Below are 21,139 nucleotides of genomic sequence, written 5' to 3' on the forward strand. Positions count from 1 at the left end.
GGCCCGGCCTCCCGACTATGAGTCGTAGGGCGGGCTCGGCGGCGGCACCGGGTGGGCGCTCACGAGACGCACGATCGGCCGGTAGTGGCGCGCGCGGGTCGCGGTCCCGGGGACGAGCCGGGCGACGGCGGTGACCCAGGTGCCGTCCGGGGGAAGCGCGGGAGCGCCCTCGATCTCGATCTCGATGGGGCGGGCGTCCGCCACGCAGCACCAGATCATGATCCGCGTGAGGAAGGGGCGCCCGTCGATGTGGGTGACGTACGCCGTCATCGTCACGTCCCGGTCCAGGGTGCCCGCGGTGTCCGACACGGCGCGGTTCTGGAAGTCGTTGAGGGCGATGCGCGGGGCGTCTCCCGGTGGCAGCGGCGGGTAGGCGCGTCCGGGCTCGTCCGTCGTCGCGGCCACGACGACGGTGCGCTGCGCGGTGCCGGGATCGAGAGCCGGCGGCGCGCAGAACAGCAGGAGCAGCACCGGTACGAGCAGGACCCATCCGATGCGGCCGGAACCGTGGCCGTGGCCGTGCGCGTCGTCGAACTCCTCGTCCTCCTCGTCCGCACGTACCTCGGCGATGTCGGCCGCCATCCCGCCGACGGCGAGGACCACGACCACCACGGCCGAGGCCGCCAGGAACCAGAACATCACCGGGCGTACGTAGTTGAGGTAGGTGCCGGTGGCGGTAGCGATGGCGACAGCACTGCCGAACAGCAGCAGGAGCAGGTTCCGGGCGGGTCGGTTCATCTCACCGCCACCCCACGAACAGCGCACCCGCTGCGGTGCCGCACACGACGGCGACGATGAGGCACAGGGGCGCGAACCGCGCGACGAACCGCCGCCCGAAGACGCCGGTCTGCATCGCCATGAGCTTCAGATCGACCGCCGGCCCGACGACGAGGAAGACCAGGCGCGGGATGAGGGGGAGCGCGGTCAGCGACGCCGCGACGAAGGCGTCCGCCTCGCTGCACAGTGCCATGACCACGGCGAGTACCGCCATGACCGCGATCGTGAGCAGTATGTTCCCGGCGAGGTGGTCGATCCACGACGCGGGCACGAGCACGTGCAGTGCCGCCGCGAGCGCCGCACCCGCCGCGAGGTAGGCGGCCGACTCCACGAGGTCGTGTCGGGCCGTCTCGCCCGCGAGGGCCAGCTTCCCGCGCACGCCCGCCGGCAGCGACCCGGCCAACGCGGCGTCCGGGGGCCGTCGGATCCACTCGGGTCTGCCGATGAGGAGCCACAGCCAGCCCACGACCAGCGCGGTCGCCAGGGAACCGGTGAGCCGCGCGGCCGCCATGATCGGCGTCTGCGGAAAGGCGACGGCCGTCGCGATGATCACCACGGGGTTCACGGCCGGAGCGGCGAGCAGGAAGGTGAGGGCCACCCCGTCGGGTACACCGCGGTCGCGCAGCCGCCCCGCGACCGGGACCGCGGAGCACTCGCACCCGGGAAGCGCCGCGCTCGAGACCCCGGCGACCACGACGGCCGCCGCGCGCCGCCGCGGCAGCACCCGACGCAGGGCCTCGGCCGAGACGAAACCGGCGATGGCGCCGCTCACCAGCACTCCGAGGACGAGGAACGGCGTGGCCTGCACGAAGATCCCGACGAACACCGTCGCCGCCGTGCGCAGAGCGGGCCGGGCGTCGATGCCCGCCGTGAGCGGCCGCGCCGCCACGATCGTCGCGCACACGACCACGACGAGCACCGTCACCGCGGGGAACGAACGTTTCGCGAGGAGTTCGGGCACGCGTCCAGTGTGCCGCGCCACCGGCCGCAGTGCCGATAGCCTGGGGGTGTGACTCTGGACATCGCCTCGGACCCGATCGACCTCACCGCCGCGCTGGTGGACATCCCCAGCGTGAGCCACGACGAGGAGCACATCGCGAACGAGGTCGAGGCGGCGCTGCGCGGCCTCGACCGGTTCGAGGTGCTCCGCGTGGGCAACAACGTGCTCGCGCGGACGAATCGCGGTCTGCCGCAACGCGTGATGCTGGCCGGTCACCTCGACACGGTGCCGATCGCCGACAACGTGCCCAGCCGCCGGGAGGGCGGGATCCTGCACGGGTGCGGCACCGTCGACATGAAGAGCGGCGACGCGGTCTTCCTGCACCTCGCCGCCACGATGGCCGAGCCCGCCTACGATCTGACGCTGATCTTCTACGAGTGCGAGGAGATCGCCTCGCAGTTCAACGGCCTGGGCCGGATCGAGCGCGAGCTCCCGGAGTGGTTGGCCGCGGACGTCGCGATCCTCGGCGAGCCCTCGGGCGGGCTCATCGAGGCGGGCTGCCAGGGCACGATCCGGGTGCGCATCACCGCGGGCGGCGTGCGCGCGCACAGCGCCCGGTCCTGGCTGGGCGACAACGCGATCCACAAGCTCGGCCCCGTGCTCACCGCCCTCCAGGCGTACACTGCGCGCACCGTCGACATCGACGGCTGCGAGTACCGCGAGGGTCTGTCCGCGGTGAAGATCGAGGGCGGCGTGGCCGGCAATGTCGTGCCCGACGAGGCCTTCGTCGATGTCAACTTCCGGTTCGCGCCGGACCGCACCGTCGACGATGCCGTCGCGCACGTCCGGGAGGTCCTGGCCGCGCCGATCGCCGACGGTGCGCTGGGCTTCGAGGTGACCGACGCGGCGCCCGGCGCGCTCCCGGGCCTGGGGGCGCCCGCTGCGGCGCGGCTCGTGGAGGCGGCGCGGGGCCGGTACCGCGCCAAGTACGGGTGGACCGATGTCTCCCGATTCGCGGCGCTGGGCATCCCCGCGGTGAATTTCGGCCCCGGCGACCCGAATTACGCGCACAAGCGCGACGAACAGGTCGAGACCGCGCAGATCACCGAGGTGGCCGCCGTGCTGCGGGCCTTCCTCGCGGGATAGCGTGGGCGTCATGGCAGCGGATAAGAAGCCTCAGGAGCACTACCTGCGTTATTGCGGGCCCGTGCGCGTGCAGGGCGCGGCGGCCCTGGAGTCGTCGACCACCGACCAGCGGCTGCTCGCGAACGCGGACGACGCCGACTGGTTGCACCGCGACCCGTGGCGCGTCATGCGGATCCAGGCGGAGTTCGTCGAGGGCTTCGGTGCGCTCGCCGAGCTGCCTCCGGCGGTCACGGTGTTCGGTTCCGCTCGGATCAAACAGGATTCGCCCGAGTACGCCACCGGTCGTGCGCTGGGCGCGGGGCTCGTGCGCGCGGGCTATGCGGTGATCACCGGCGGTGGCCCGGGCGCGATGGAGGCCGCGAACCGCGGCGCGAAGGACGCCGACGGGCTGTCGGTGGGCCTGGGGATCGAGCTGCCCTTCGAGCAGGGCCTCAACGACTGGGTGGATCTCGGCATCAACTTCCGCTACTTCTTCGTGCGCAAGACGATGTTCGTCAAGTACGCGCAGGCCTTCGTGTGCCTGCCCGGCGGTTTCGGCACGCTCGACGAGCTGTTCGAGGCGCTGACGCTGGTGCAGACCCGCAAGGTGACCCGCTTCCCGATCGTGCTGCTCGGCTCCGCGTACTGGGCCGGGCTGGTCGACTGGATCCGCGGCACGCTCACCGAACAGGGGATGATCTCGCCCGGCGACGCCGACCTGATCACGGTCACCGACTCGGTGGACGAGGCGATCGCGATCATCCGGGACGCCGACGCCGTGCGCGAGATCGACGCGGCGGACCCGACGTGACGGCGATCGCGGTGTTCTGCGCCTCGCGGCCCGTCCCCGAGGAGTTCATCGCCCTCGCCGCCGAGGTGGGCCGGGGCATCGCGGCGGGAGGCGACAGCCTCGTGTGGGGCGGCGGCCACGTCTCCATGATGGGAGCGGTCGCGCAGGCCGCCCGCGACGGCGGTGCCCGCACCCTGGGGGTGATCCCGCGGGCTCTGGTCGCCCGCGAGGTCGCCGACCACGGCGCGACCGAGCTCATCGTCGTGGACACCATGCGCGAGCGCAAGCAGCTCATGGACGACAACGCCGACGCCTTCCTCGTGCTCCCGGGCGGCGTGGGAACGCTCGAGGAGTTCTTCGAGGCGTGGACCGCCGGCTATCTGTCCATGCACGACAAGCCGGTGGTGGTGCTGGACCACGAGGGTTTCTACGCGCCGCTGCTGGACTGGATCGTCGGCCTCAAGACGCGGGGGTTCGTCGGTGACGCGGCTCTCGGTCGGCTGCAGCGGGCGACGGAGGTCACGGCCGCTCTCGACGCGTGCCGTGGTACGGCGGCACCACGGTAGGCTCGCCGCTGTGAGCTCTACGCATAAGAACACCACCGTTGGCATCGCGGACCTGGCCCGGGGCGTCGGCAAGCTGCTGCCCGATCTGCCCCTGCTGATCAAGGAGGGGCCGTCGATCCTGCTGCGCACGCAGACCAGCAAGGAGACGATCGGCACCGTGTTCCAGAAGCGGGCCGCGCAGCACCCGGCGCGCGACTTCCTCCGCTTCCACGGCGAGGGCATCAGCTACGGCGGGGCCAATGCCACGGTGAACACCTATGCGCGCGTGCTGGAGCAACGGGGCGTGAAGGTGGGCGATGTGGTGGGCGTCGTCATGCACAACCACCCGCAGATGGTGCTGGCGATGCTGGCGATCGTCAAGGTCGGTGCCACCGCGGGCCTGGTGAACTACAACCAGCGCGGCGCCGTCCTCGCGCACAGTCTCGGCATCCTCGAGACCGGCACGATCATCACCGACGAGGAGGACCTCGAGGCCTTCGACTCGCTCGACGCCGCGGACCGCCCCGCCGACGGGGTGCTGCTCACCATCGACGAACTGGCCCGGCAGGCCCGGGAGCTGCGCGAGCGCGATCCCCGCGCCACGGAGAACCTGCCCGTGACCGCCACGCTGCCCGCGAGCACGCGCGCCTTCTACGTGTTCACCTCGGGCACCACGGGCATGCCGAAGGCGTCGATCATGACCCACTACCGATGGCTCAAGGGCATGTCCGGATTCGGCGCGACGGCCGTCCGGATGCGCGGCGACGACGTCATGTACTGCCCGCTTCCGCTGTATCACAACAACGCCGCGCTCGTCGCGCTCGGCTCGGTGCTGGTCTCCGGCGCCACGCTGGCCGTGGGGCGCAAGTTCTCCGCGTCGAACTTCTGGGACGAGGCGAACGAGAACGCCGCGACGATGTTCATCTACATCGGCGAGATCTGCCGCTACCTGCTCAACCAGCCGCCGAAGCCCAGCGACAAGTCCAACACGATCCGCGTGGCCGCGGGCAACGGCATGCGGCCGGAGATCTGGCGGGAGTTCCAGGAGCGCTTCGGGATCGACCGGATCATGGAGTTCTACGCGGCCAGCGAGACGAACATCGCCTTCGTCAACGTCTTCGACATCGAGGGCACCGTCGGGCTGTGCCCACTGCCGCACGCGGTCGTCGAGTACGACCTGGACACCGCTGGGCCCCTAAGGGATTCGCGCGGCCGGATGAAGCAGGTCAAGCGCGGGCAGAACGGCCTGCTGCTCACGAAGATCACCAAGGCCGCGCCCTTCGACGGCTACACGGACGGCAAGGCGGGCGATGCCAAGCTGATCCGCGACGGCTTCAAGGACGGCGACGTCTGGTTCAACACCGGTGACGTGGTGACCAAGCAGGGCTTCGACCACATCGCCTTCGTCGATCGACTCGGCGACACCTTCCGCTGGAAGGGCGAGAACGTGGCCACCACCGAGGTCGAGGGCGCGCTCGACGAGGCCGAGCAGGTGGAGGGCTCGATCGTCTACGGCGTCGCGATCCCCGGCGCGGACGGCAAGGCCGGCATGGCCGCCGTGAAGCTCGCCGAGGGCCACGACTTCGACGGTGCCGCCCTCGCCGCGGTGCTGCGGAACGAGCTGCCCGCGTACGCGATCCCGCTGTACGCGCGCGTCGTTCCCAGCCTGGAGGTCACCTCCACGTTCAAGAGTCTCAAGGGCGAGCTGCGCAAGCAGGGCTTCGCGGAGGCGGGCGAGGACCCGCTGTACGTCTTCGTCGGCGGCGCGGACGGTTACGTTCCCGCCTACGACGGCTACGCGGCCGATGTCGCGGCCGCCAAGGTCCCGGACCTGCGGACCTAGGGTGGACGGCGCCTCGCTCGGCCCGGATGGAGTGCGTTCCACCCTGTGCGGCCGCCCCGTTCCCACGGACCGCGCCCTGGTGATGGCCATCATCAACCGCACGCCGGACTCGTTCTACGACAGGGGCAGCTACTTCGCCGTCGACGCGGCGCTGGAGCGGGTCGACACGGCGGTCGCGGAGGGCGCCGATGTCGTCGACGTGGGCGGTGTGAAGGCCGGTCCCGGCCAGGATGTGGATGTCACCGAGGAGATCGCCCGCACCGTGCCCTTCATCGCGCAGGTGCGCGACCGGCACCCGGACCTGTTGATCAGCGTGGACACCTGGCGCGCCGCCGTCGGCGAGGCCGCGGTCGACGCGGGCGCGGACCTCATCAACGACACCTGGGCCGGCGCCGACCCGGACCTGCCGCGCGTCGCGGCCGCCACCGGCGCGGGCCTGGTGTGTTCGCATACGGGAGGCGCCGTGCCCCGGTCCCGGCCCTATCGCGTGCGGTACCCCGACGTGGTGGCGGACGTGCGTGAGAAGCTCACCGCCGCAGCCGAGGCCGCGTTCGCGGCAGGGGTGCGCGAGGACGGCATCGTCATCGATCCGACCCACGACTTCGGCAAGAACACCCACCACGGGCTCGCGCTGCTGCGCGACCTGGGCGCTCTGGTGGACACCGGCTGGCCGGTTCTGATGGCCTTGTCCAACAAGGATTTCATCGGTGAGACGCTCGACGCCGGGCTCGAGGAGCGGGTCGCCGGGACCCTCGCCGCGACCGCGCTCGCCGCGCACGCCGGCGCGCGGATCTTCCGCGTGCACCAGGTCGCCGAGACGCTGCGGGTGGTGCGGATGGTGGCAGCCATCGACGGCGCGCGCCCGCCCGCTCGGGTGATCCGGGGGCTGGCGTGAGCGGCGAGGCGCCGCAGGCGCATTCGAGTGAGCGGTTCTTCTCCGAGCCGGGGTGGACCGTCGAGGAACTGGTGGCCGCCAAACGCGGCCGGACGGTGTCCGTGGTGATGCCCGCCCTCAACGAGGAGGCCACCGTCGGCGGCGTGGTCGCGACGATCGCGCCCCTGGTCGGCACTCTCGTGGACGAGCTGATCGTGCTGGACTCCGGGTCGACCGATGCCACGGCGGAGCGGGCCCGCGCCGCGGGGGCGACGGTGATCAGCCGGGAGGAGGCGGTTCCCGGGCTGCCGCCGGTGCCGGGCAAGGGCGAGGCGCTCTGGCGCGGGGTCGCCGCATCGTCGGGCGACCTGATCGCCTTCATCGACTCCGACCTCATCGAGCCGGATCCGCGTTACGTGCCGCGCCTGTTGGGGCCCATGCTGTTCCATCCCGAGGTCCATCTCGTCAAGGCCTACTACCGGCGGCCGCTGCGCGTGTTCAAACAGGGCGAGGACCCGACCGGCGGGGGCCGCGTCACGGAGCTCGTCGCACGCCCACTGCTGGCCGCGCTCCGGCCGCCGCTGCGCGCCGTGCTGCAGCCGCTCGGTGGCGAGTACGCGGGCACCCGCGAGTTCCTCGCGTCCGTGCCCTTCGCGCCCGGGTACGGCGTGGAGATCGGGCTGTTGCTCGACGCGGAGGCGCGCTACGGGCTGGCCGGCATCGCGCAGGTGAACCTGTCGGTCCGCAAGCACCGCAACCGCGACCTGCGGGACCTGGGCGTGATGAGCCGCCAGATCATGGGCGTCGCGCTGCGGCGCTGCGGCATCGAGGACTCGGGCGCGGGCATCACGCAGTACCTCGTCGATCCCGGCCCCGGCGACGCCTTCACCGAGGTCACGACGGATCTGTACCTGCAGGACCGCCCGCCCGTGGAGTCGTTGGACCGCTGACCGCAAGTACTTACGTGGGCAAGCGTCCCCGCACCTGGCTGTCGTTGACCGCACAGGGGCGCACGGCTTTCCAGTCCCACCTCGCCGCGCTGCGGCGGATCGCGGGCCCGACACCCGCAGACCTCACGAGGACAGGAGCGCGTCCAGTGCCGCGGCACCGGAGAGGAGGGCGCGGCCCCGTCGGGCCAGGGACGCCCGCCAGCCGTCCAGTGTCTCGCGCAACGGCTCCACACCGCCCGCGTCCCGCACGCGTCCGGTGAGCTCCGCGATGCGGGCGAGGCCGTAGCCGCCGCGGCGGAGCTGCTGCGCCATGCGGGCGTCGCGGAGGTCGGCCGCCCGGTAGACCCGGTATCCCGTGGCCCGGTCCCGCTGCGGCCGAACGATCCCCGCGCGCTCCCACGTGCGGAGCGTTGCGGGCACCACGCCCAGCAGCCCGGCGACCTCGCCGACGAGCAGTGCGGGCCCCGGGTCGTCCTCGGGATCATCGAGGCCGTCGAGCGCGGCGCGCACGCGGCGAAAGGTCCGGCGATCCTCGGCCGCCTCCGCGTGGGCCTCGTCGAGCAGGGCGAGGGCGGTGTCGAGGTCGTCCCGGTGCACGGCGCGCAGGATCTGCCCCGCCCGCGCGTGCCCGCACCCGGGGACCAGTGCGAGGAACGCGTCGAGGGCCAGACGGTGCGCCTGCGTGTACGCCCGGTAGCCCGCGGGGGTGCGCGCGGCCGGAGGCAGGATCCCCTGCTCCTCGTAGTTGCGGATCGCCTGGGTGGAGAGCCCGTGCGGCCGCGCGAGGTCGACGGGGCGCAGCACTGGTTGAGGGTTCATGGCTGTTCTCAGGGGTTGATCGACTGGAAGTATCAATGGAGTGTTCAACGATACCGTTGAAGGAATGGATCACCACCCCGTCGACCTGGTCGACCTCCTCGACGCCCTGCCCACCGCGACCCGCCTGCTCGCCCTCGGCGAGCCGATGCACGGCTCCGAGGAGATCCTCCGCGCCCGCAACGCGGTCGTCGAGGACCTGGTGCTGCGCGGCGGCTACCGCTCGATCGCCGTGGAGTCCGAATTTCACCGCGCGCCCCTGGTCGACGAGTACCTGGCCGGCGCGGACCTCGCTCTCGAGCGCGTGCTCGAGGAGGGCCTCAGCCATCCCTACCTGCACCGACTGGACGCGACGCGGGAGCTGCTGGTCCGGCTTCGCGAGATCAACCGGGACCTGGAGTCGCCGGTGCGGTTCTACGGCTTCGACGGCCCGATGGAGATGGCAGCCGCGCCGAGTCCGCGGGAGCATCTGCTGCGGCTGCGGGCCGCACTCGCCGACCTCGGCGCGCACGTCCCCGCCGAGTCCGCCCTCGACGACTTGCTCGGCGACGACGCGCGGTGGACCGAGGAACGCGCGATGTACGAGGCGGACCGGGGCGTGGGGCGCACCGTCGACGCCGAGCGGCTGCGCGTCCTGGCGGACGACCTGTGCGCCCTGCTCGAGGAGCGCGCGCCCGAGCTCGCCGGGCCGGGGGACGCGGGGTGGCGGTTGCGCGCCGACGCGCGCACCGCGGTCGGGCTGCTGCGGTACCACGCGATCATGGCGACCGACACGCCCGATCGCCTCGGGCGCCTCAGCGCGCATCGCGACGCCATGATGGGGCGCAACCTGCTGGCGATCGCGGGCCGGGAGGCGGAGCGGGGCGGCACCGTCGTGCTCGCGCACAACCTGCACCTGCAGCGCGGCGCGAGCGAGATGTGGATGGGCCCGCACCCGGTGCGGTGGTTCAGCGCGGGGGCGCAGGTCGCGGCGCGGCTCGGCGACGGGTACCGGTTCGTGGCCATGGCGATCGGCGCGGCGCCCGCGCACGGTCTGGCGGAGCCGGGACCGGGCACCGTCGAGGGGGAGCTGTTCCGCACCCAGGACGTCCCGGCCCGCCTGTACCGCGGCCCGGAGCTCCGGGAGCGGCTGCGGGGCGCGGTGCGGCGCGCGGACCGCGACACGCGCGGCGCGTACTTCCCGCTCGACCCGGACCGGCCGGCCGAGGCCGACGGTGTCCTCTTCCTGCGGGAGGTTCGGGCATGATGGCCCCATGGTGATCGTGCTGTACGCCCTGGGACTGCTGGCCGTGGCCGCGGTCCTGTACGGCGTCGCTGCGCTCGTGTTCGGGCGCGGCGACGAGACTCCGCCGCTGGAGACCGGCGCCACGCCGACGGTGCTCCCCGCGGACGACGTGGCGGGCGCCGACGTCCGCGCGCTCCGATTCCAACAGGTGGTACGCGGGTACAAGCCCGCCGAGGTGGACTGGGCGCTCGAACGCCTGGCACGCGAGATCGACGTCCTGCGGGCGCGTCTCGCCGCGGAGCAGGGGCCCCCGGCGGCCGTCCCGGAGGGCTCCGAGGGAGGCGATTAGCGGGGCCGTCGCCCGAGTCCGCGCCGATCGCCGCAGCGCACAGGCTAGAATGTGGAGCGGACCCGGTTCGGGCGTGCTCGGGGCGGGTGAAGGATCTGAAGGGAGCAACGGATGGCGGCGATGAAGCCACGTACGGGGGACGGCCCCTTGGAAGCGACCAAGGAGGGGCGCGGGATCGTGATGCGCGTACCCCTGGAGGGTGGTGGACGACTCGTGGTGGAGCTGACGCCGGACGAGGCTGCGGCCCTCGGCGAGGAGCTGCGCGGCGTCACGTCGTGACATCGGTGGAGTTGCTGTTTCTGTAGATCCCGTGCGGTGCGAACCGCGCGGGATCTCCGCTTTTCGGGGGTATTCGGTGGTGCACGTCCCGCCCGGTCTGACCGCGGTCCTGCCGGCTCTCGCCTGTCCGCACTGCGGCGGCGAGCTGGAGGCCGACGGCGGGACCCTGCTGTGCCCGCGCGGGCACGGCTTCGACATCGCTCGCCAGGGCTATGTCTCGCTGCTCGCCGGTGACGCGAGCGGCCTCATCGCGGACGACGCGGCGATGATCGCCGCGCGCGAGCGCTTCTTCGCGACCGGGCACTACGAACAGTTCCACGCCGCGGTCGCGGCGGCCGCCGCCGACGCCCCGCCGGGTCCGGTCCTGGATTGCGGCGCGGGGGAGGGCGCCTATCTGGCGCGGGTGTGCGCCGCCCGCGCCGACACCGGGGCCGGGGGCACCGGCATCGGGCTCGACCTGTCCAAGCCCGCCGCCCGGCGCACGGCGCGACGCGGGACGGGGATCGGCGCGGTGGTCGCCAACGGCTGGGCGCGACTGCCCATCGCCGACGGTGCCGTCGCCGCCGTCCTCTCGGTGTTCGCGCCGCGCAACGCCGCGGAGTTCGCGCGCGTGCTGGCGCCCGGCGGGCGACTCGTCGTGCTCACGCCGGGCCCGAATCATCTCCGGCAGCTGGTCGAGCCGCTCGGGATGATCTCCGTCGAGGAGGGCAAGGTTGCCAGGCTCGACGGTGCGCTGCACGACTTCGAGCTGCTCTCCCGCGAGAAGCACGAGTGGATCATGGAGCTCACGGCCGCCGCCGCGACGGACCTCGTCGCGATGGGGCCCAGCGCGCATCACGGCTCGCCGGAGGATCGCGCCGCGGCGATCGGGCGGCTCACCGCGTCCGGCACCGCAGCGGTGACGGCGTCGGGCACCGTCAGCGTCTACCGCCTGCGGTAGCGGGGCACCGTCGGCCCCGGGGGACCGGGCGCTAGGCGCGGGCCGCGAGCGCGTGCCGGTACACCTCCAGCGTCTGGGCGGCGATGGACTCCCAGCTGAAGTCGGCGACCGCGCGGGCACGGCCCGCGGCGCCGTACGCGGCGGCGCGGGCCGGATCCGCGCAGAGTGCGTTGACCGCGGAGGCGAGGTCCGCCTCGAAGGCGGCGGTGTCGGCCTCGTCGTAGTGCACCAGCGTGCCGGTCTCGCCGTCGACGACCACCTCGGGGATGCCGCCCACGTCCGAGGCGACGACGGCGGTGCCGCACGCCATGGCCTCGAGGTTGACGATGCCCAGCGGCTCGTACACGGATGGGCAGACGAACACCGATGCGGCGCTGAGGATCTCACGCACCTTGGGGGTGGGCAGCATGTCCTGGACCCAGTGCACCCCGTCACGCGACTCGGCGAGCGCGGCCACCGCGTCCGCCGTCTCCGCGGCGATCTCTGGGGTGTCGGGCGCGCCGGCGCAGAGCACCAGCTGGACGTCCGGATCGAACCGGTGGGCGGCCGCGATGAGGTGCTTCACGCCCTTCTGCCGCGTGATCCGGCCGACGAAGGCGACGATCGGCCGGTCCGGATCGATGTGCCGCTCGACGAGCGGCGAGTCCTCGCCGAAGGTCGGCGCCGGGTGCCAGACCTGCGAGTCGATCCCGTTGAGCACCACGTGGACCCGGCCCGGATCCAGATTCGGGTAGGCCTCGAGCACGTCCTTGGCCATGCCCCGGCTGACGGCGATCACCGCGTCGGCGTATTCGACCGCGTTGCGCTCGGACCAGCTGGAGAGGCGGTAGCCGCCGCCGAGCTGCTCGGCCTTCCACGGGCGGTGCGGTTCCAGCGAGTGCGCGGTGAGGATGTGCGGCACGCCGTAGAGCTGCCCGGCCACGTGCCCGGCGAGGCCCGTGTACCAGGTGTGGCTGTGCACGACCTCGGCCCCGGCCGCGAGGTTCGCCATGCGCAGCTGCGTGGAGAACATCTCGAGGGCGGTGTTGGCACCGGCCAGTGCGGGATCGGGGTCGGAGACGGTCACGTCGTCCATATCGGGCCGGGGGGCGCCCATGCAGTGCACGTCCACCTCGCACAGGTCGCGCAGTCGGGCGACGAGCTCCGTCACGTGCACGCCCGCCCCGCCGTAGACCTCCGGTGGGTACTCCCTCGTCATCATCGCTACGCGCATGGCGTCCACGCTAGAGCCTGCGGTGCCGGTCCGTGGGATGTTCCGTGCAGCGCGGATGCTGCGGTTCGTCTGTGGTTGTCCGCCCGTACGTCTGTGCTTTGCAGTGCGTTCGGATGCACTGTCGCAGAACACTGCACGTGCGCCCGGAATGGGGTTAGCGTGGACCCCGTGAGCAACCAGCCTCGTGTCTTGGGAATCGTCCTCGCCGGCGGCGAGGGCAAGCGCCTGTATCCGCTGACCGCGGACCGCGCGAAGCCCGCAGTGCCCTTCGGCGGCTCGTACCGCCTCATCGACTTCGTGCTGTCGAACCTGGTCAACGCCGGGTACCAGCGCCTGTGCGTACTGACCCAGTACAAATCGCACTCGCTCGATCGACACATCAGCCAGACCTGGCGCATGTTCGGCTTCCGCGGTGAATACATCACGCCCGTGCCGGCGCAGCAGCGGGTGGGCAAGCGCTGGTTCACGGGCAGTGCCGACGCCATCTACCAGTCGATGAATCTCATCACCGACGACGATCCGGATTACATCGTGGTCTTCGGCGCCGACCACGTGTACCGGATGGACCCGTCGCAGATGGTGCAGGCGCACATCGAGTCCGGTGCCGGGGTCACGGTGGCCGGCATCCGCGTGCCGCGGGCCGAGGCGAAGGCCTTCGGTTGCATCGAGTCCGATGACGCGGGGCGCATCACCCAGTTCCTCGAGAAGCCCGCGGATCCGCCCGGCACGCCCGACGATCCGGACGTCACCTTCGCGTCGATGGGCAACTACGTCTTCAGCCGGCAGGCGCTCGTCGAGGCGATCATCGCCGATGCCGAGAACCCGGACTCCGACCACGACATGGGTGGCGACATCATTCCTGCGTTCGTGGCCCGGGGCGAGGCGGCGGTCTACGACTTCAGCGACAACAAGGTTCCGGGCGCCACCGAACGCGACGCGGGCTACTGGCGCGACGTCGGCACCATCGATGCGTTCTACGACGCGCACATGGATCTGGTATCGGTGTACCCGATCTTCAACCTCTACAACCGGCAGTGGCCCATCCGCTGTGAGAACGACAACCTGCCCCCGGCCAAGTTCGCCCGCGGCGGACTCGCGCAGGAGTCGATGGTGGGCGCCGGCAGCATCATCTCGGGTGCCACGGTGCGCAACTCCGTCATCGGCGCGAATGTCACCATCGGCGACGGTGCCACCGTCGAGGGCTCGGTGCTCATGCCGGGTGTGCGGATCGAGCCGGGCGCGGTGGTGCGGCGCGCGATCCTCGACAAGAACGTCGTCGTCGGCCGCGGCGAGATCCTGGGCGTGAACCTGGACCGCGAACGCGACCGCTTCAACGTCTCGGCGGGGGGTGTGGTCACCGTCGGCAAGGGCATCCGGATCGGTGGCGCCGGTTAGTTCGCGAGGACGTCGTCACGATGGTGTCGATCAGCCTGGCGGCGGTGCGCGCCGTCCGGGCGTCGATGTCGTAGGCCGGATTGAGTTCGGCCACGTCGGCCACGGCGAGCTTGCCCGATTCCGCGACCCGGCGGACGGCGGCGTGGACCACCGTGAGCGGCACCCCGAGCCCGGCGGGGGCGCTCACCCCGGGGGCCGTGGCCGCGGGCAGGACGTCCAGGTCGATCGTGAGGTACACGAGGTCCGCCCAGTCCAGCACCTCGTCGACGAAGTCGATCGTCCGCTCGTGCGTGCAGTCCTCGTCGAGCAGGTGGGTGACCCCGAGCCGGGTCGCGGTGTCGAACAGCGCGCGGGTGTTTCCGGTCCGGGCGATCCCGGCGACGGCGTACCGCACCTCGGCGCCGCGGGCGCGTTCCTCCAGCAGGATCTGCCGGAACGGGGTTCCCGAGGTGGCGCGGTCCGCCTCGCGGAGGTCGAAATGCGCGTCGAGGTTGACGATCGCCACCTTCCGCCCCGAACGGATCCGGGACGCGGCCAACCCGCAGTAGGTGCCGTAGGCCACCTCGTGCCCGCCCCCGAGCACGACGGGGAGCCGGCCCGCGTCGAGCGCCGTCGTCACCGTCGTCGCCAGGAGGGCCTGGCCCGCCTCCAGCGCGTCACCCCCCACGACGACGGTGCCCGCGTCCTCGATCGACAGCGGCTGCTGCAGCGCGAGCGGTCCCAGCGCCGCCCGCAGCGCGTCGGGGCCGTCGGCGGCCCCGGGGCGCCCGTGGTTGCGGCGCACCCCCGCATCCGAGGCGAATCCGACGACGACGGCGCCCGGCCCGGGTGCATCGGTGAACGGCCGGACCGCGCTGTGCCAGCGCAGGTGTTCGTCGCCGGCCCCGTCGATCCGGCCCGTCCACTCGGGGGCGGGGCGCAGACTCATTGGAGGACTCCCTGCGCGAACACGTCGCTGATGAGGTGGACGCCGGGGCGGTAGGCGAGATGGATGTACGACGGGGCGTCGATGACCGCGATGTCGGCGCGGGCGCCGGGGCGGAGGACGCCGATGTCGTCGCGCTGCAGTGCGGCCGCACCGCCCGCGGTCGCGGCCCAGACCGCCTCGTCGGGCGTCATGTGGAGGTCGCGGACTGCGATCGCGATGCAGAACGGAAGGCTCGTGGTGTAGCTCGTGCCCGGATTGCAGTCCGCGCCGAGGGCCACCGTGACCCCGGCGTCCAGCAGCGCTCGCGCGTCCGGATACGGACTGCGCGTCGAGAAATCGGCACCGGGCAGGAGGGTCGCCACGGTCCGCGAATCGGCCAGTGCGTCCACGTCCGCGGCGCTCACGTGCGTCACGTGGTCCACCGACGCCGCGCCGAGCTCGACCGCGAGAGCGACGCCGGGCCCGCGGCCCAACTGGTTGCCGTGCACCCGGGGGATCAGGCCGTGCGCCACACCCGCCTCGAGCACCGCCCGGGACTGCTCGGCGTCGAAGGCACCGCTCTCGCAGAAGACGTCGATCCAGCGGGCGTGCGGTGCGCATGCCGGGATCATCTCGCGCACCACCATGTCCACGTAATCGGCGGCGCGACCCTCGTATTCGGGTGGCGGGACGTGTGCCGCGAGGAGCGTCACCTCCTCGGTGAACCGGCCCGCGATGCGCACGGCGCGCAACTCGTCGGCGGTGCTCTGACCGTATCCGCCCTTGATCTCGACGGTCGTGGCGCCGCTGCGACGGTATTCGTGCACGAGTCGGGCGACCGTGGCGGAGAGCACCTCGTCGGAGGCGGCGCGGGTGGCGGCGATGGTGGTGCGGATCCCGCCCGCGGCGTAGGGCCTGCCGGCCATCCGCGCGGCGAACTCCTCGGCGCGGTCCCCGTCGAAGACGAGGTGCGAATGGCTTTCGACGAAGCCGGGCAGCACCGTGCGGCCCGCGACCGAGTGGGCCCGGTCCGCCGCGGGTGCCGCCGAGGCGTCGCCGACCCAGGCGACCGTGGGACCGTCGAACACGACGGCGGCGTCGCGTCGCACGCCGAGCGCGCCGGAGCCCTGCTCGGGATCGTTCGTGACCAGGGTCGCGATGTCGGTGACGAGAGTCGTGGTCATCGGGCACCCGCCTGCGGTGCGTCGGCGGTCCCGGGTTGTGCCGGATAGATCATCGCGTCCGGCGCGCACGATGTGCGCTTGGCGAGTGGGTAGTAGATCAGCGAGGTGCCGACGAGGCCCACGATCCAGGAGATGTCCGCACCGCCGAGCAGATTCGTGATCGGGCCGGTGTACATCTTCTGGGCCAGGAACGGGATCTGGATCAGCACGCCCGCCGCGTAGGACACGAGCGCGGCCCAGCGCCAGGCCCCGTAGCGGCCGGAGGCCGAGTACAGCGCGGGGATGTCCACCCGCTCGCGGGAGACCAGGTAGTAGTCGATCAGGTTGATCGCGCTCCACGGCGTGAACACCATCAGCAGGACCAGGACGAAGTTCTTGAAGTTCTCCAGGAAGTCGGCGCTGGCCGCGAGCGCGATGAACACCGAGACGGCGACGAAGCCCACGATGTACAGCGTGCGGGCGAGCGAGGAGATCCGGGACCCGCCACCGAAGGCGGTGACGGTGGTGAGCACCGACATGAACCCGCCGTAGGCGTTGAGCACGTTGACCGTCAGCTTGCCGACCACGATCACGAGGTAGACCACCAGCGCCGCGATCGCGGGCCCGGCCAGGTCGCCGAGGAAGCCGACCTGGTCGCCCAGGAAGGACGTCGACGCGCACGCCGCGACCAGGGCGCCGAAGGTCATCGAGAGCTGCGAGCCGATCACACTGCCGCAGAACGTGGCCCAGAACGTGGCCCGCTCCGAGGTCGACCGGGGGAGGTACCGCGAGTAGTCCGCCACGTACGGTCCGAAGGTGAGCTGCCAGCCCGCACCGAGCGAGACCGCCAGCAGGAACGTGACCGGGTCGAATCCCTTGACGCCGACGACCGTTCCCACGTCGTAGGTGGTGAACAGCCGGACGACGAGGTACGCCAGGCCCACGATCCCGATGATCGTGGCGCACCGTCCCAGGATGTGGATCAAGCGATACCCGACGATCGCGACGATCGCCGTCAGCACTCCGAACACGACGATCCCGATGGCGGGCCGGTCCACTCCGAGGAGCCGGTTGATCGCCTGCCCCGAGAGGACCGTGCCGGTGGCCGCGAACCCCAGGTACATGAGGATCACGAGCACCAGCGGGATCGCCGCACCGCGCACGCCGAACTGCGCGCGGCTGGAGATCATCTGGGGGATACCCATGCGGGGCCCCTGGGCGGCGTGCAGCGCCATGACGGTGCCGCCGAGGATGTTGCCGAGCAGTAGTCCGGCGATGGCCCACAGGGCGTCCGCGCCGAAGACGACGGCCAGCGCACCGTCGACGATCGCGGTGATCTGCAGGTTGGCTCCGAACCACAGCGTGAACTGGCTGCGCGGCGTGCCGTGTCGCTCGGAGTCGGGCACGACATCGATCGTGCGCCGTTCCCGCAGCGGCGCCTTGGCGTTCGTTGCAGACATCGTGGGTTCCCTCCGTCGGTCCGCGGATCAGTTCTCACGCATGGGGATTCGCACGCCGCGCTCGGCGGCCACCGCTGCCGCGTGCTCGTAGCCCGCGTCCACGTGCCGGATCACGCCCATCCCCGGATCGTTGTGCAGCACCCGGTCGATCTTCTGCGCGGCGAGTTCGGTGCCGTCCGCCACGCAGACCTGGCCGGCGTGGATGGAGCGCCCCATGCCGACGCCGCCGCCGTGATGGATCGACACCCAGCTGGCGCCCGAGGCGGTGTTCACCAGGGCGTTGAGCAGGGGCCAGTCGGCGATGGCGTCGGAACCGTCGGCCATGGCCTCCGTCTCGCGGTAGGGGGAGGCGACCGAGCCCGAGTCCAGGTGGTCGCGCCCGATCACGATGGGGGCGGAGATCTCGCCGCTGGCGACCATCTCGTTGAACTTGAGGCCGGCGCGGTGCCGCTCGCCGTATCCGAGCCAGCAGATGCGAGCGGGCAGGCCCTCGAAGGCCACTCGCTCCCCGGCCATTTCGATCCAGCGGCGCAGATGGGCGTTGTCGGGGAAGAGCTCCACGATCGCCCGGTCGGTGGCCTCGATGTCCTTCGGATCACCCGACAGCGCCGCCCATCGGAAGGGGCCCAGCCCCTCCTCGAACAGCGGGCGGATGTACGCGGGCACGAAGCCGGGGAAGTCGAAGGCACGGTCGTAGCCGGCCTTACGCGCCTCGTCGCGGATCGAGTTGCCGTAGTCGAAGACCTCGGCGCCGCGATCCTGGAAGCCGACCATCGCCTCCACCTGGGCGGCCATCGCGTCGCGGGCCTCCTCCGTGAACCGCTGCGGGTCCTTCGTGGCCATCGTCGCCATGTCGGCGAAGTCCATCCCGAAGGGCAGGTAGGCGAGGGGATCGTGCGCGGAGGTCTGGTCGGTGACGATGTCGATCGGGGCGCTCATCTCGAGCAGCTTCGGATACACCTCGGCGGCGTTGCCCACCAGGCCGATCGACAACGGGGTCCGGGCGTCGCGCGCCTGCGTGGCCAACCGCAGCGCGTGGTCGATGTCGTCGGCCTTGGTGTCGAGGTACCGGTGCGCGATCCTCCGGTCGATCCGGGTGACATCGCAGTCGACGCAGATCGCGACACCGTCGTTCATCGTGACGGCGAGCGGCTGCGCGCCGCCCATCCCGCCCATCCCGGCGCACAGCGTGATGGTGCCGGCGAGGGTGCCACCGAATCGCTTGCGGGCCACCGCACCGAAGGTCTCGTACGTGCCCTGCAGGATCCCCTGCGTGCCGATGTAGATCCACGAACCCGCGGTCATCTGGCCGTACATCGTGAGGCCGAGATCCTCGAGCCGGCGGAACTCCTCCCAATTCGCCCAGTCCCCGACGAGGTTCGAGTTCGCGATCAGCACGCGCGGCGCCCACTCGTGCGTGCGGAAGACGCCCACGGGCTTGCCGGACTGCACCAGCATGGTCTCGTCGGACCGGAGGGTCTTGAGGGTTCGCACCATCGCGTCGAACGCCTCCCAACTGCGTGCCGCGCGGCCGGTGCCGCCGTAGACGACGAGCCCGTCGGGATGCTCGGCGACCTCGGGGTCGAGGTTGTTCATGAGCATGCGGAGCACGCCCTCCTGCTGCCAGCCGAGGGTGGTGAGTGCGTTACCGCGCGGCGCGCGGACGGGGCGGGCACCCGGGAGGGAGCGGTCGGTGGTGGTCATCGCGGTTCCTGTTCTCTTCGGCGCCGGAGGGCGGGGCCGGCTCGGATGGTGATCGAGCTCACTGCGTAATTGTATAGTGCTGTCTAGTCAACCCCTTGTCAAGAGGTTGAACACCCTCGCTCCGCTAGACTCGGGGGCAAGCGCCCCACTGTCGCCGGCAGGAGAACAGATGCCCCAGGACCCCCTCAGTGACGCCGAGCTGGCCGGCCGCGTCGCCGCCGCCGGAACCGTCGCCACCCCCGCCTACGAGCGGGTGAAGACGGTCCTGCGCGCGCAGATCGAGTCAGGGGACTGGCCGGAGGGATTCCGGCTCCCGTCCGAGAACCGTCTGGTCGGTGCCCTCGGGCTCGCGCGGATGACCGTCAACCGGGCGCTGCGTGATCTCGCGGCGGAGGGATTGGTGGTCCGGATGGCCGGGGTCGGCACCTTCGTCGCGCCCACCAAGAGCTCGTCGCCGCTGTTCGAGGTGCGCAACATCGCCGATGAGGTGCAGCAACGCGGCCACCGCCACGGCATCCGGGTCGAGTTCGTGCGCGAGGAGCCCGCCGGTGAGCCGCACGGGCTCTGGCTCGGCCCGGCGTTCCACTCGCTGCTCGTGCACTCGGAGGACGACAAGCCGATCCAGGTCGAGGATCGCTACGTCGACCCGGCGCTCGTGCCCGACTACGGGGCGCAGGACTTCACCGCCGAGACGCCGAACAGCTACCTCAGTCGGATCGCGCCGCTGACGCGCGGCGAACACGTCATCGAGGCGGCCCTCGCCACGGAGCGGGAGTGCGAGTTGCTGGGCATCCCCCGCGGTGAACCCTGCCTGGTGATGGTGCGTAAGACCTGGTCGGCCCAGGGGCTGGTCAGTGTCGCGCGGCTCGTGCATCCCGGGTCGCGGAGCCGGCTCGAGGGCACGTTCACGATCTGACGGGGCTCAGGCCGCGAACTGGACCGCGTGATCCGCGCCTTGCGTTCGAGCGCACTCGAAGCCCTAGCGTCGCGGGCATGACATCGAACAAGGCATTGAATTGGCTGGTCACCGGTGCCTCGCAGGGCTTCGGTCGCTGCTTGGTGGAGGACGCGTTGGAGCGTGGTGACCGGGTGGTCGCCGTCGTCCGTGATCCGGCATCCGTGGCCGATCTCGTCGCGACACATCCCGGCCGCATCGACGTGATCGCAGCGGACCTGCGCGTCGAACCGATGGTCGAGCAGCTCGTGGCAACGATTCGGCGGTCGCGAGTGGACGTGCTGGTCAACAACGCTGGTCGCGCCATAAGCGGGTCCGCCGAGGATCTGGACCTGGCGCAGCTGCGCGAACAGCTCGAACTGAACTTCTTCGCGGCGGCCACGCTGACCCGTGCTGCTCTGCCGGGTATGCGGCACCGTCGGACGGGAACGATTGTGCAGATGAGTAGCCAGGGTGGGCGCCTGTCGTTTCCCGGTGTGGGGGCGTACTCGGCGAGCAAGTTCGCGCTCGAGGGGTGGTCCGAGGCGCTTGCGGCCGAGGTGGCGGAGTTCGGAATCCGCGTGCTTCTGGTCGAGCCGTCCAGGTTCAGAACAGGCTTCAATACTGCGCACTCGCTGGCGGTGGCCTCGTCATCGGACGTGTATGCGAAAACCGTCGGCGCCGTCCAGCGCGATCTCACGACGGCGGACGGACTTCAGGAGGGCGATCCGGTACGTGCTGCCCGGATCATCGGTGACGTGGTTCGATCGGAGCAGGTTCCGCTCCGGCTGCCGATCGGCGCAGAAGCGGTGGACCGGCTGGCGCGGGCCTACGCAACCGCGGCCGACGATGTGCGTGAATGGGCCGAGGTGGCCCGCTCCGCAGACTATCCCGCGATAGGAGCGTGACG

General features: G+C 71.5%; 21 protein-coding genes and 1 pseudogene. 14 read left to right on the plus strand and 8 right to left on the minus strand.

Annotated elements, in window-relative coordinates:
• Positions 1 to 15 precede the first annotated feature (15 nt).
• Both HF999_RS09305 and HF999_RS09310 read right to left on the minus strand, forming a co-directional pair.
• Positions 16 to 738: a TIGR03943 family putative permease subunit gene (locus tag HF999_RS09305; RefSeq protein ID WP_168545600.1), complete on the minus strand. Its 723-nt coding sequence runs from the start codon at positions 736 to 738 to the stop codon at positions 16 to 18.
• 1 nt (position 739) lies between these two features.
• A complete protein-coding gene (locus tag HF999_RS09310) occupies positions 740 to 1,738 on the minus strand; it encodes a permease (RefSeq protein ID WP_168545601.1) in 999 nt (332 codons plus the stop codon).
• Positions 1,739 to 1,786: 48 nt separating this feature from the next.
• Between HF999_RS09310 and dapE the strand changes: the two genes are divergently transcribed.
• From dapE to HF999_RS22965, 7 genes and pseudogenes are all read left to right on the plus strand, one after another.
• Entirely contained in the window at positions 1,787 to 2,863 is a 1,077-nt protein-coding gene (gene dapE / locus HF999_RS09315; protein WP_168545602.1) for a succinyl-diaminopimelate desuccinylase, read from the plus strand.
• Positions 2,864 to 2,873: 10 nt separating this feature from the next.
• The gene (locus tag HF999_RS09320; protein WP_168545603.1) at positions 2,874 to 3,653 is read left to right on the plus strand and encodes an LOG family protein; all 780 of its coding nucleotides are present in this window, start codon (positions 2,874 to 2,876) and stop codon (positions 3,651 to 3,653) included.
• Positions 3,650 to 4,198, plus strand: a complete 549-nt coding sequence (locus tag HF999_RS09325) for an LOG family protein (RefSeq protein ID WP_168545604.1) — start codon at positions 3,650 to 3,652, stop codon at positions 4,196 to 4,198. Before HF999_RS09320 ends, HF999_RS09325 begins: the two co-directional genes overlap by 4 nt.
• A gap of 10 nt (positions 4,199 to 4,208) precedes the next feature.
• Complete coding sequence (locus HF999_RS09330; RefSeq protein ID WP_168545605.1) at positions 4,209 to 6,020, plus strand: long-chain-acyl-CoA synthetase; 1,812 nt, start codon at positions 4,209 to 4,211, stop codon at positions 6,018 to 6,020.
• A complete protein-coding gene (folP, locus tag HF999_RS09335; protein ID WP_168545606.1) occupies positions 5,983 to 6,915 on the plus strand; it encodes a dihydropteroate synthase in 933 nt (310 codons plus the stop codon). Before HF999_RS09330 ends, folP begins: the two co-directional genes overlap by 38 nt.
• Positions 6,912 to 7,844, plus strand: coding sequence for a glucosyl-3-phosphoglycerate synthase (locus HF999_RS09340; RefSeq protein WP_168545607.1), 933 nt, complete (start codon positions 6,912 to 6,914; stop codon positions 7,842 to 7,844). Before folP ends, HF999_RS09340 begins: the two co-directional genes overlap by 4 nt.
• A 14-nt stretch (positions 7,845 to 7,858) precedes the next feature.
• Positions 7,859 to 7,933 (plus strand): annotated as a pseudogene (locus HF999_RS22965) (transcriptional regulator); the annotation flags it as partial.
• A gap of 34 nt (positions 7,934 to 7,967) precedes the next feature.
• Here the strand turns inward: HF999_RS22965 and HF999_RS09345 are convergent.
• A complete protein-coding gene (locus HF999_RS09345) occupies positions 7,968 to 8,663 on the minus strand; it encodes a MerR family transcriptional regulator (protein ID WP_168545608.1) in 696 nt (231 codons plus the stop codon).
• Between the two features lie 64 nt (positions 8,664 to 8,727).
• Between HF999_RS09345 and HF999_RS09350 the strand changes: the two genes are divergently transcribed.
• The 4 genes from HF999_RS09350 to HF999_RS09365 all read left to right on the plus strand — a co-directional run bounded on the left by HF999_RS09350 (position 8,728) and on the right by HF999_RS09365 (position 11,453).
• Positions 8,728 to 9,906: an erythromycin esterase family protein gene (locus tag HF999_RS09350; RefSeq protein WP_168545609.1), complete on the plus strand. Its 1,179-nt coding sequence runs from the start codon at positions 8,728 to 8,730 to the stop codon at positions 9,904 to 9,906.
• A gap of 7 nt (positions 9,907 to 9,913) precedes the next feature.
• A complete protein-coding gene (locus HF999_RS09355; protein WP_168545610.1) occupies positions 9,914 to 10,234 on the plus strand; it encodes a DivIVA domain-containing protein in 321 nt (106 codons plus the stop codon).
• Positions 10,235 to 10,345: 111 nt separating this feature from the next.
• Positions 10,346 to 10,513: a DUF3117 domain-containing protein gene (locus HF999_RS09360; RefSeq protein ID WP_068532479.1), complete on the plus strand. Its 168-nt coding sequence runs from the start codon at positions 10,346 to 10,348 to the stop codon at positions 10,511 to 10,513.
• A 76-nt stretch (positions 10,514 to 10,589) separates the two neighbouring features.
• The gene (locus HF999_RS09365) at positions 10,590 to 11,453 is read left to right on the plus strand and encodes a putative RNA methyltransferase (protein WP_312854078.1); all 864 of its coding nucleotides are present in this window, start codon (positions 10,590 to 10,592) and stop codon (positions 11,451 to 11,453) included.
• Positions 11,454 to 11,484: 31 nt separating this feature from the next.
• Here HF999_RS09365 and glgA read toward each other — a convergent pair whose 3' ends face one another.
• Positions 11,485 to 12,666, minus strand: a complete 1,182-nt coding sequence (gene glgA, locus HF999_RS09370; RefSeq protein ID WP_168545611.1) for a glycogen synthase — start codon at positions 12,664 to 12,666, stop codon at positions 11,485 to 11,487.
• 168 nt (positions 12,667 to 12,834) lie between these two features.
• Here glgA and glgC point away from each other — a divergent pair, with 168 nt between their 5' ends.
• The gene (glgC, locus tag HF999_RS09375; protein WP_168545612.1) at positions 12,835 to 14,061 is read left to right on the plus strand and encodes a glucose-1-phosphate adenylyltransferase; all 1,227 of its coding nucleotides are present in this window, start codon (positions 12,835 to 12,837) and stop codon (positions 14,059 to 14,061) included.
• Here glgC and hutG read toward each other — a convergent pair.
• Genes hutG through hutU form a run of 4 tightly spaced genes read right to left on the minus strand, consistent with a single transcriptional unit; the run spans position 14,021 to position 19,295 of the window.
• Entirely contained in the window at positions 14,021 to 14,989 is a 969-nt protein-coding gene (hutG, locus tag HF999_RS09380) for a formimidoylglutamase (protein ID WP_168545613.1), read from the minus strand. The two genes, glgC and hutG, sit on opposite strands and share 41 nt — an antisense overlap.
• Complete coding sequence (gene hutI / locus HF999_RS09385; protein ID WP_168545614.1) at positions 14,986 to 16,152, minus strand: imidazolonepropionase; 1,167 nt, start codon at positions 16,150 to 16,152, stop codon at positions 14,986 to 14,988. Before hutI ends, hutG begins: the two co-directional genes overlap by 4 nt.
• Positions 16,149 to 17,591 (minus strand): purine-cytosine permease family protein, encoded by a 1,443-nt coding sequence (locus HF999_RS09390; protein ID WP_168545615.1) that lies wholly within the window; start codon positions 17,589 to 17,591, stop codon positions 16,149 to 16,151. Before HF999_RS09390 ends, hutI begins: the two co-directional genes overlap by 4 nt.
• Before the next feature lie 27 nt (positions 17,592 to 17,618).
• The gene (gene hutU / locus HF999_RS09395) at positions 17,619 to 19,295 is read right to left on the minus strand and encodes a urocanate hydratase (RefSeq protein WP_168545616.1); all 1,677 of its coding nucleotides are present in this window, start codon (positions 19,293 to 19,295) and stop codon (positions 17,619 to 17,621) included.
• 169 nt (positions 19,296 to 19,464) lie between these two features.
• Between hutU and hutC the strand changes: the two genes are divergently transcribed.
• Positions 19,465 to 20,211 carry a histidine utilization transcriptional repressor HutC gene (gene hutC / locus HF999_RS09400; protein WP_168545617.1) on the plus strand — a complete coding sequence of 249 codons (747 nt, stop codon included), beginning with the start codon at positions 19,465 to 19,467 and terminating at the stop codon, positions 20,209 to 20,211.
• Between the two features lie 77 nt (positions 20,212 to 20,288).
• Entirely contained in the window at positions 20,289 to 21,137 is an 849-nt protein-coding gene (locus HF999_RS09405) for an SDR family NAD(P)-dependent oxidoreductase (RefSeq protein ID WP_168545618.1), read from the plus strand.
• Positions 21,138 to 21,139 lie beyond the last annotated feature (2 nt).

The sequence above is a fragment of the Tsukamurella spumae genome (genome assembly GCF_012396015.1).
GTDB lineage: Bacteria > Actinomycetota > Actinomycetes > Mycobacteriales > Mycobacteriaceae > Tsukamurella > Tsukamurella spumae.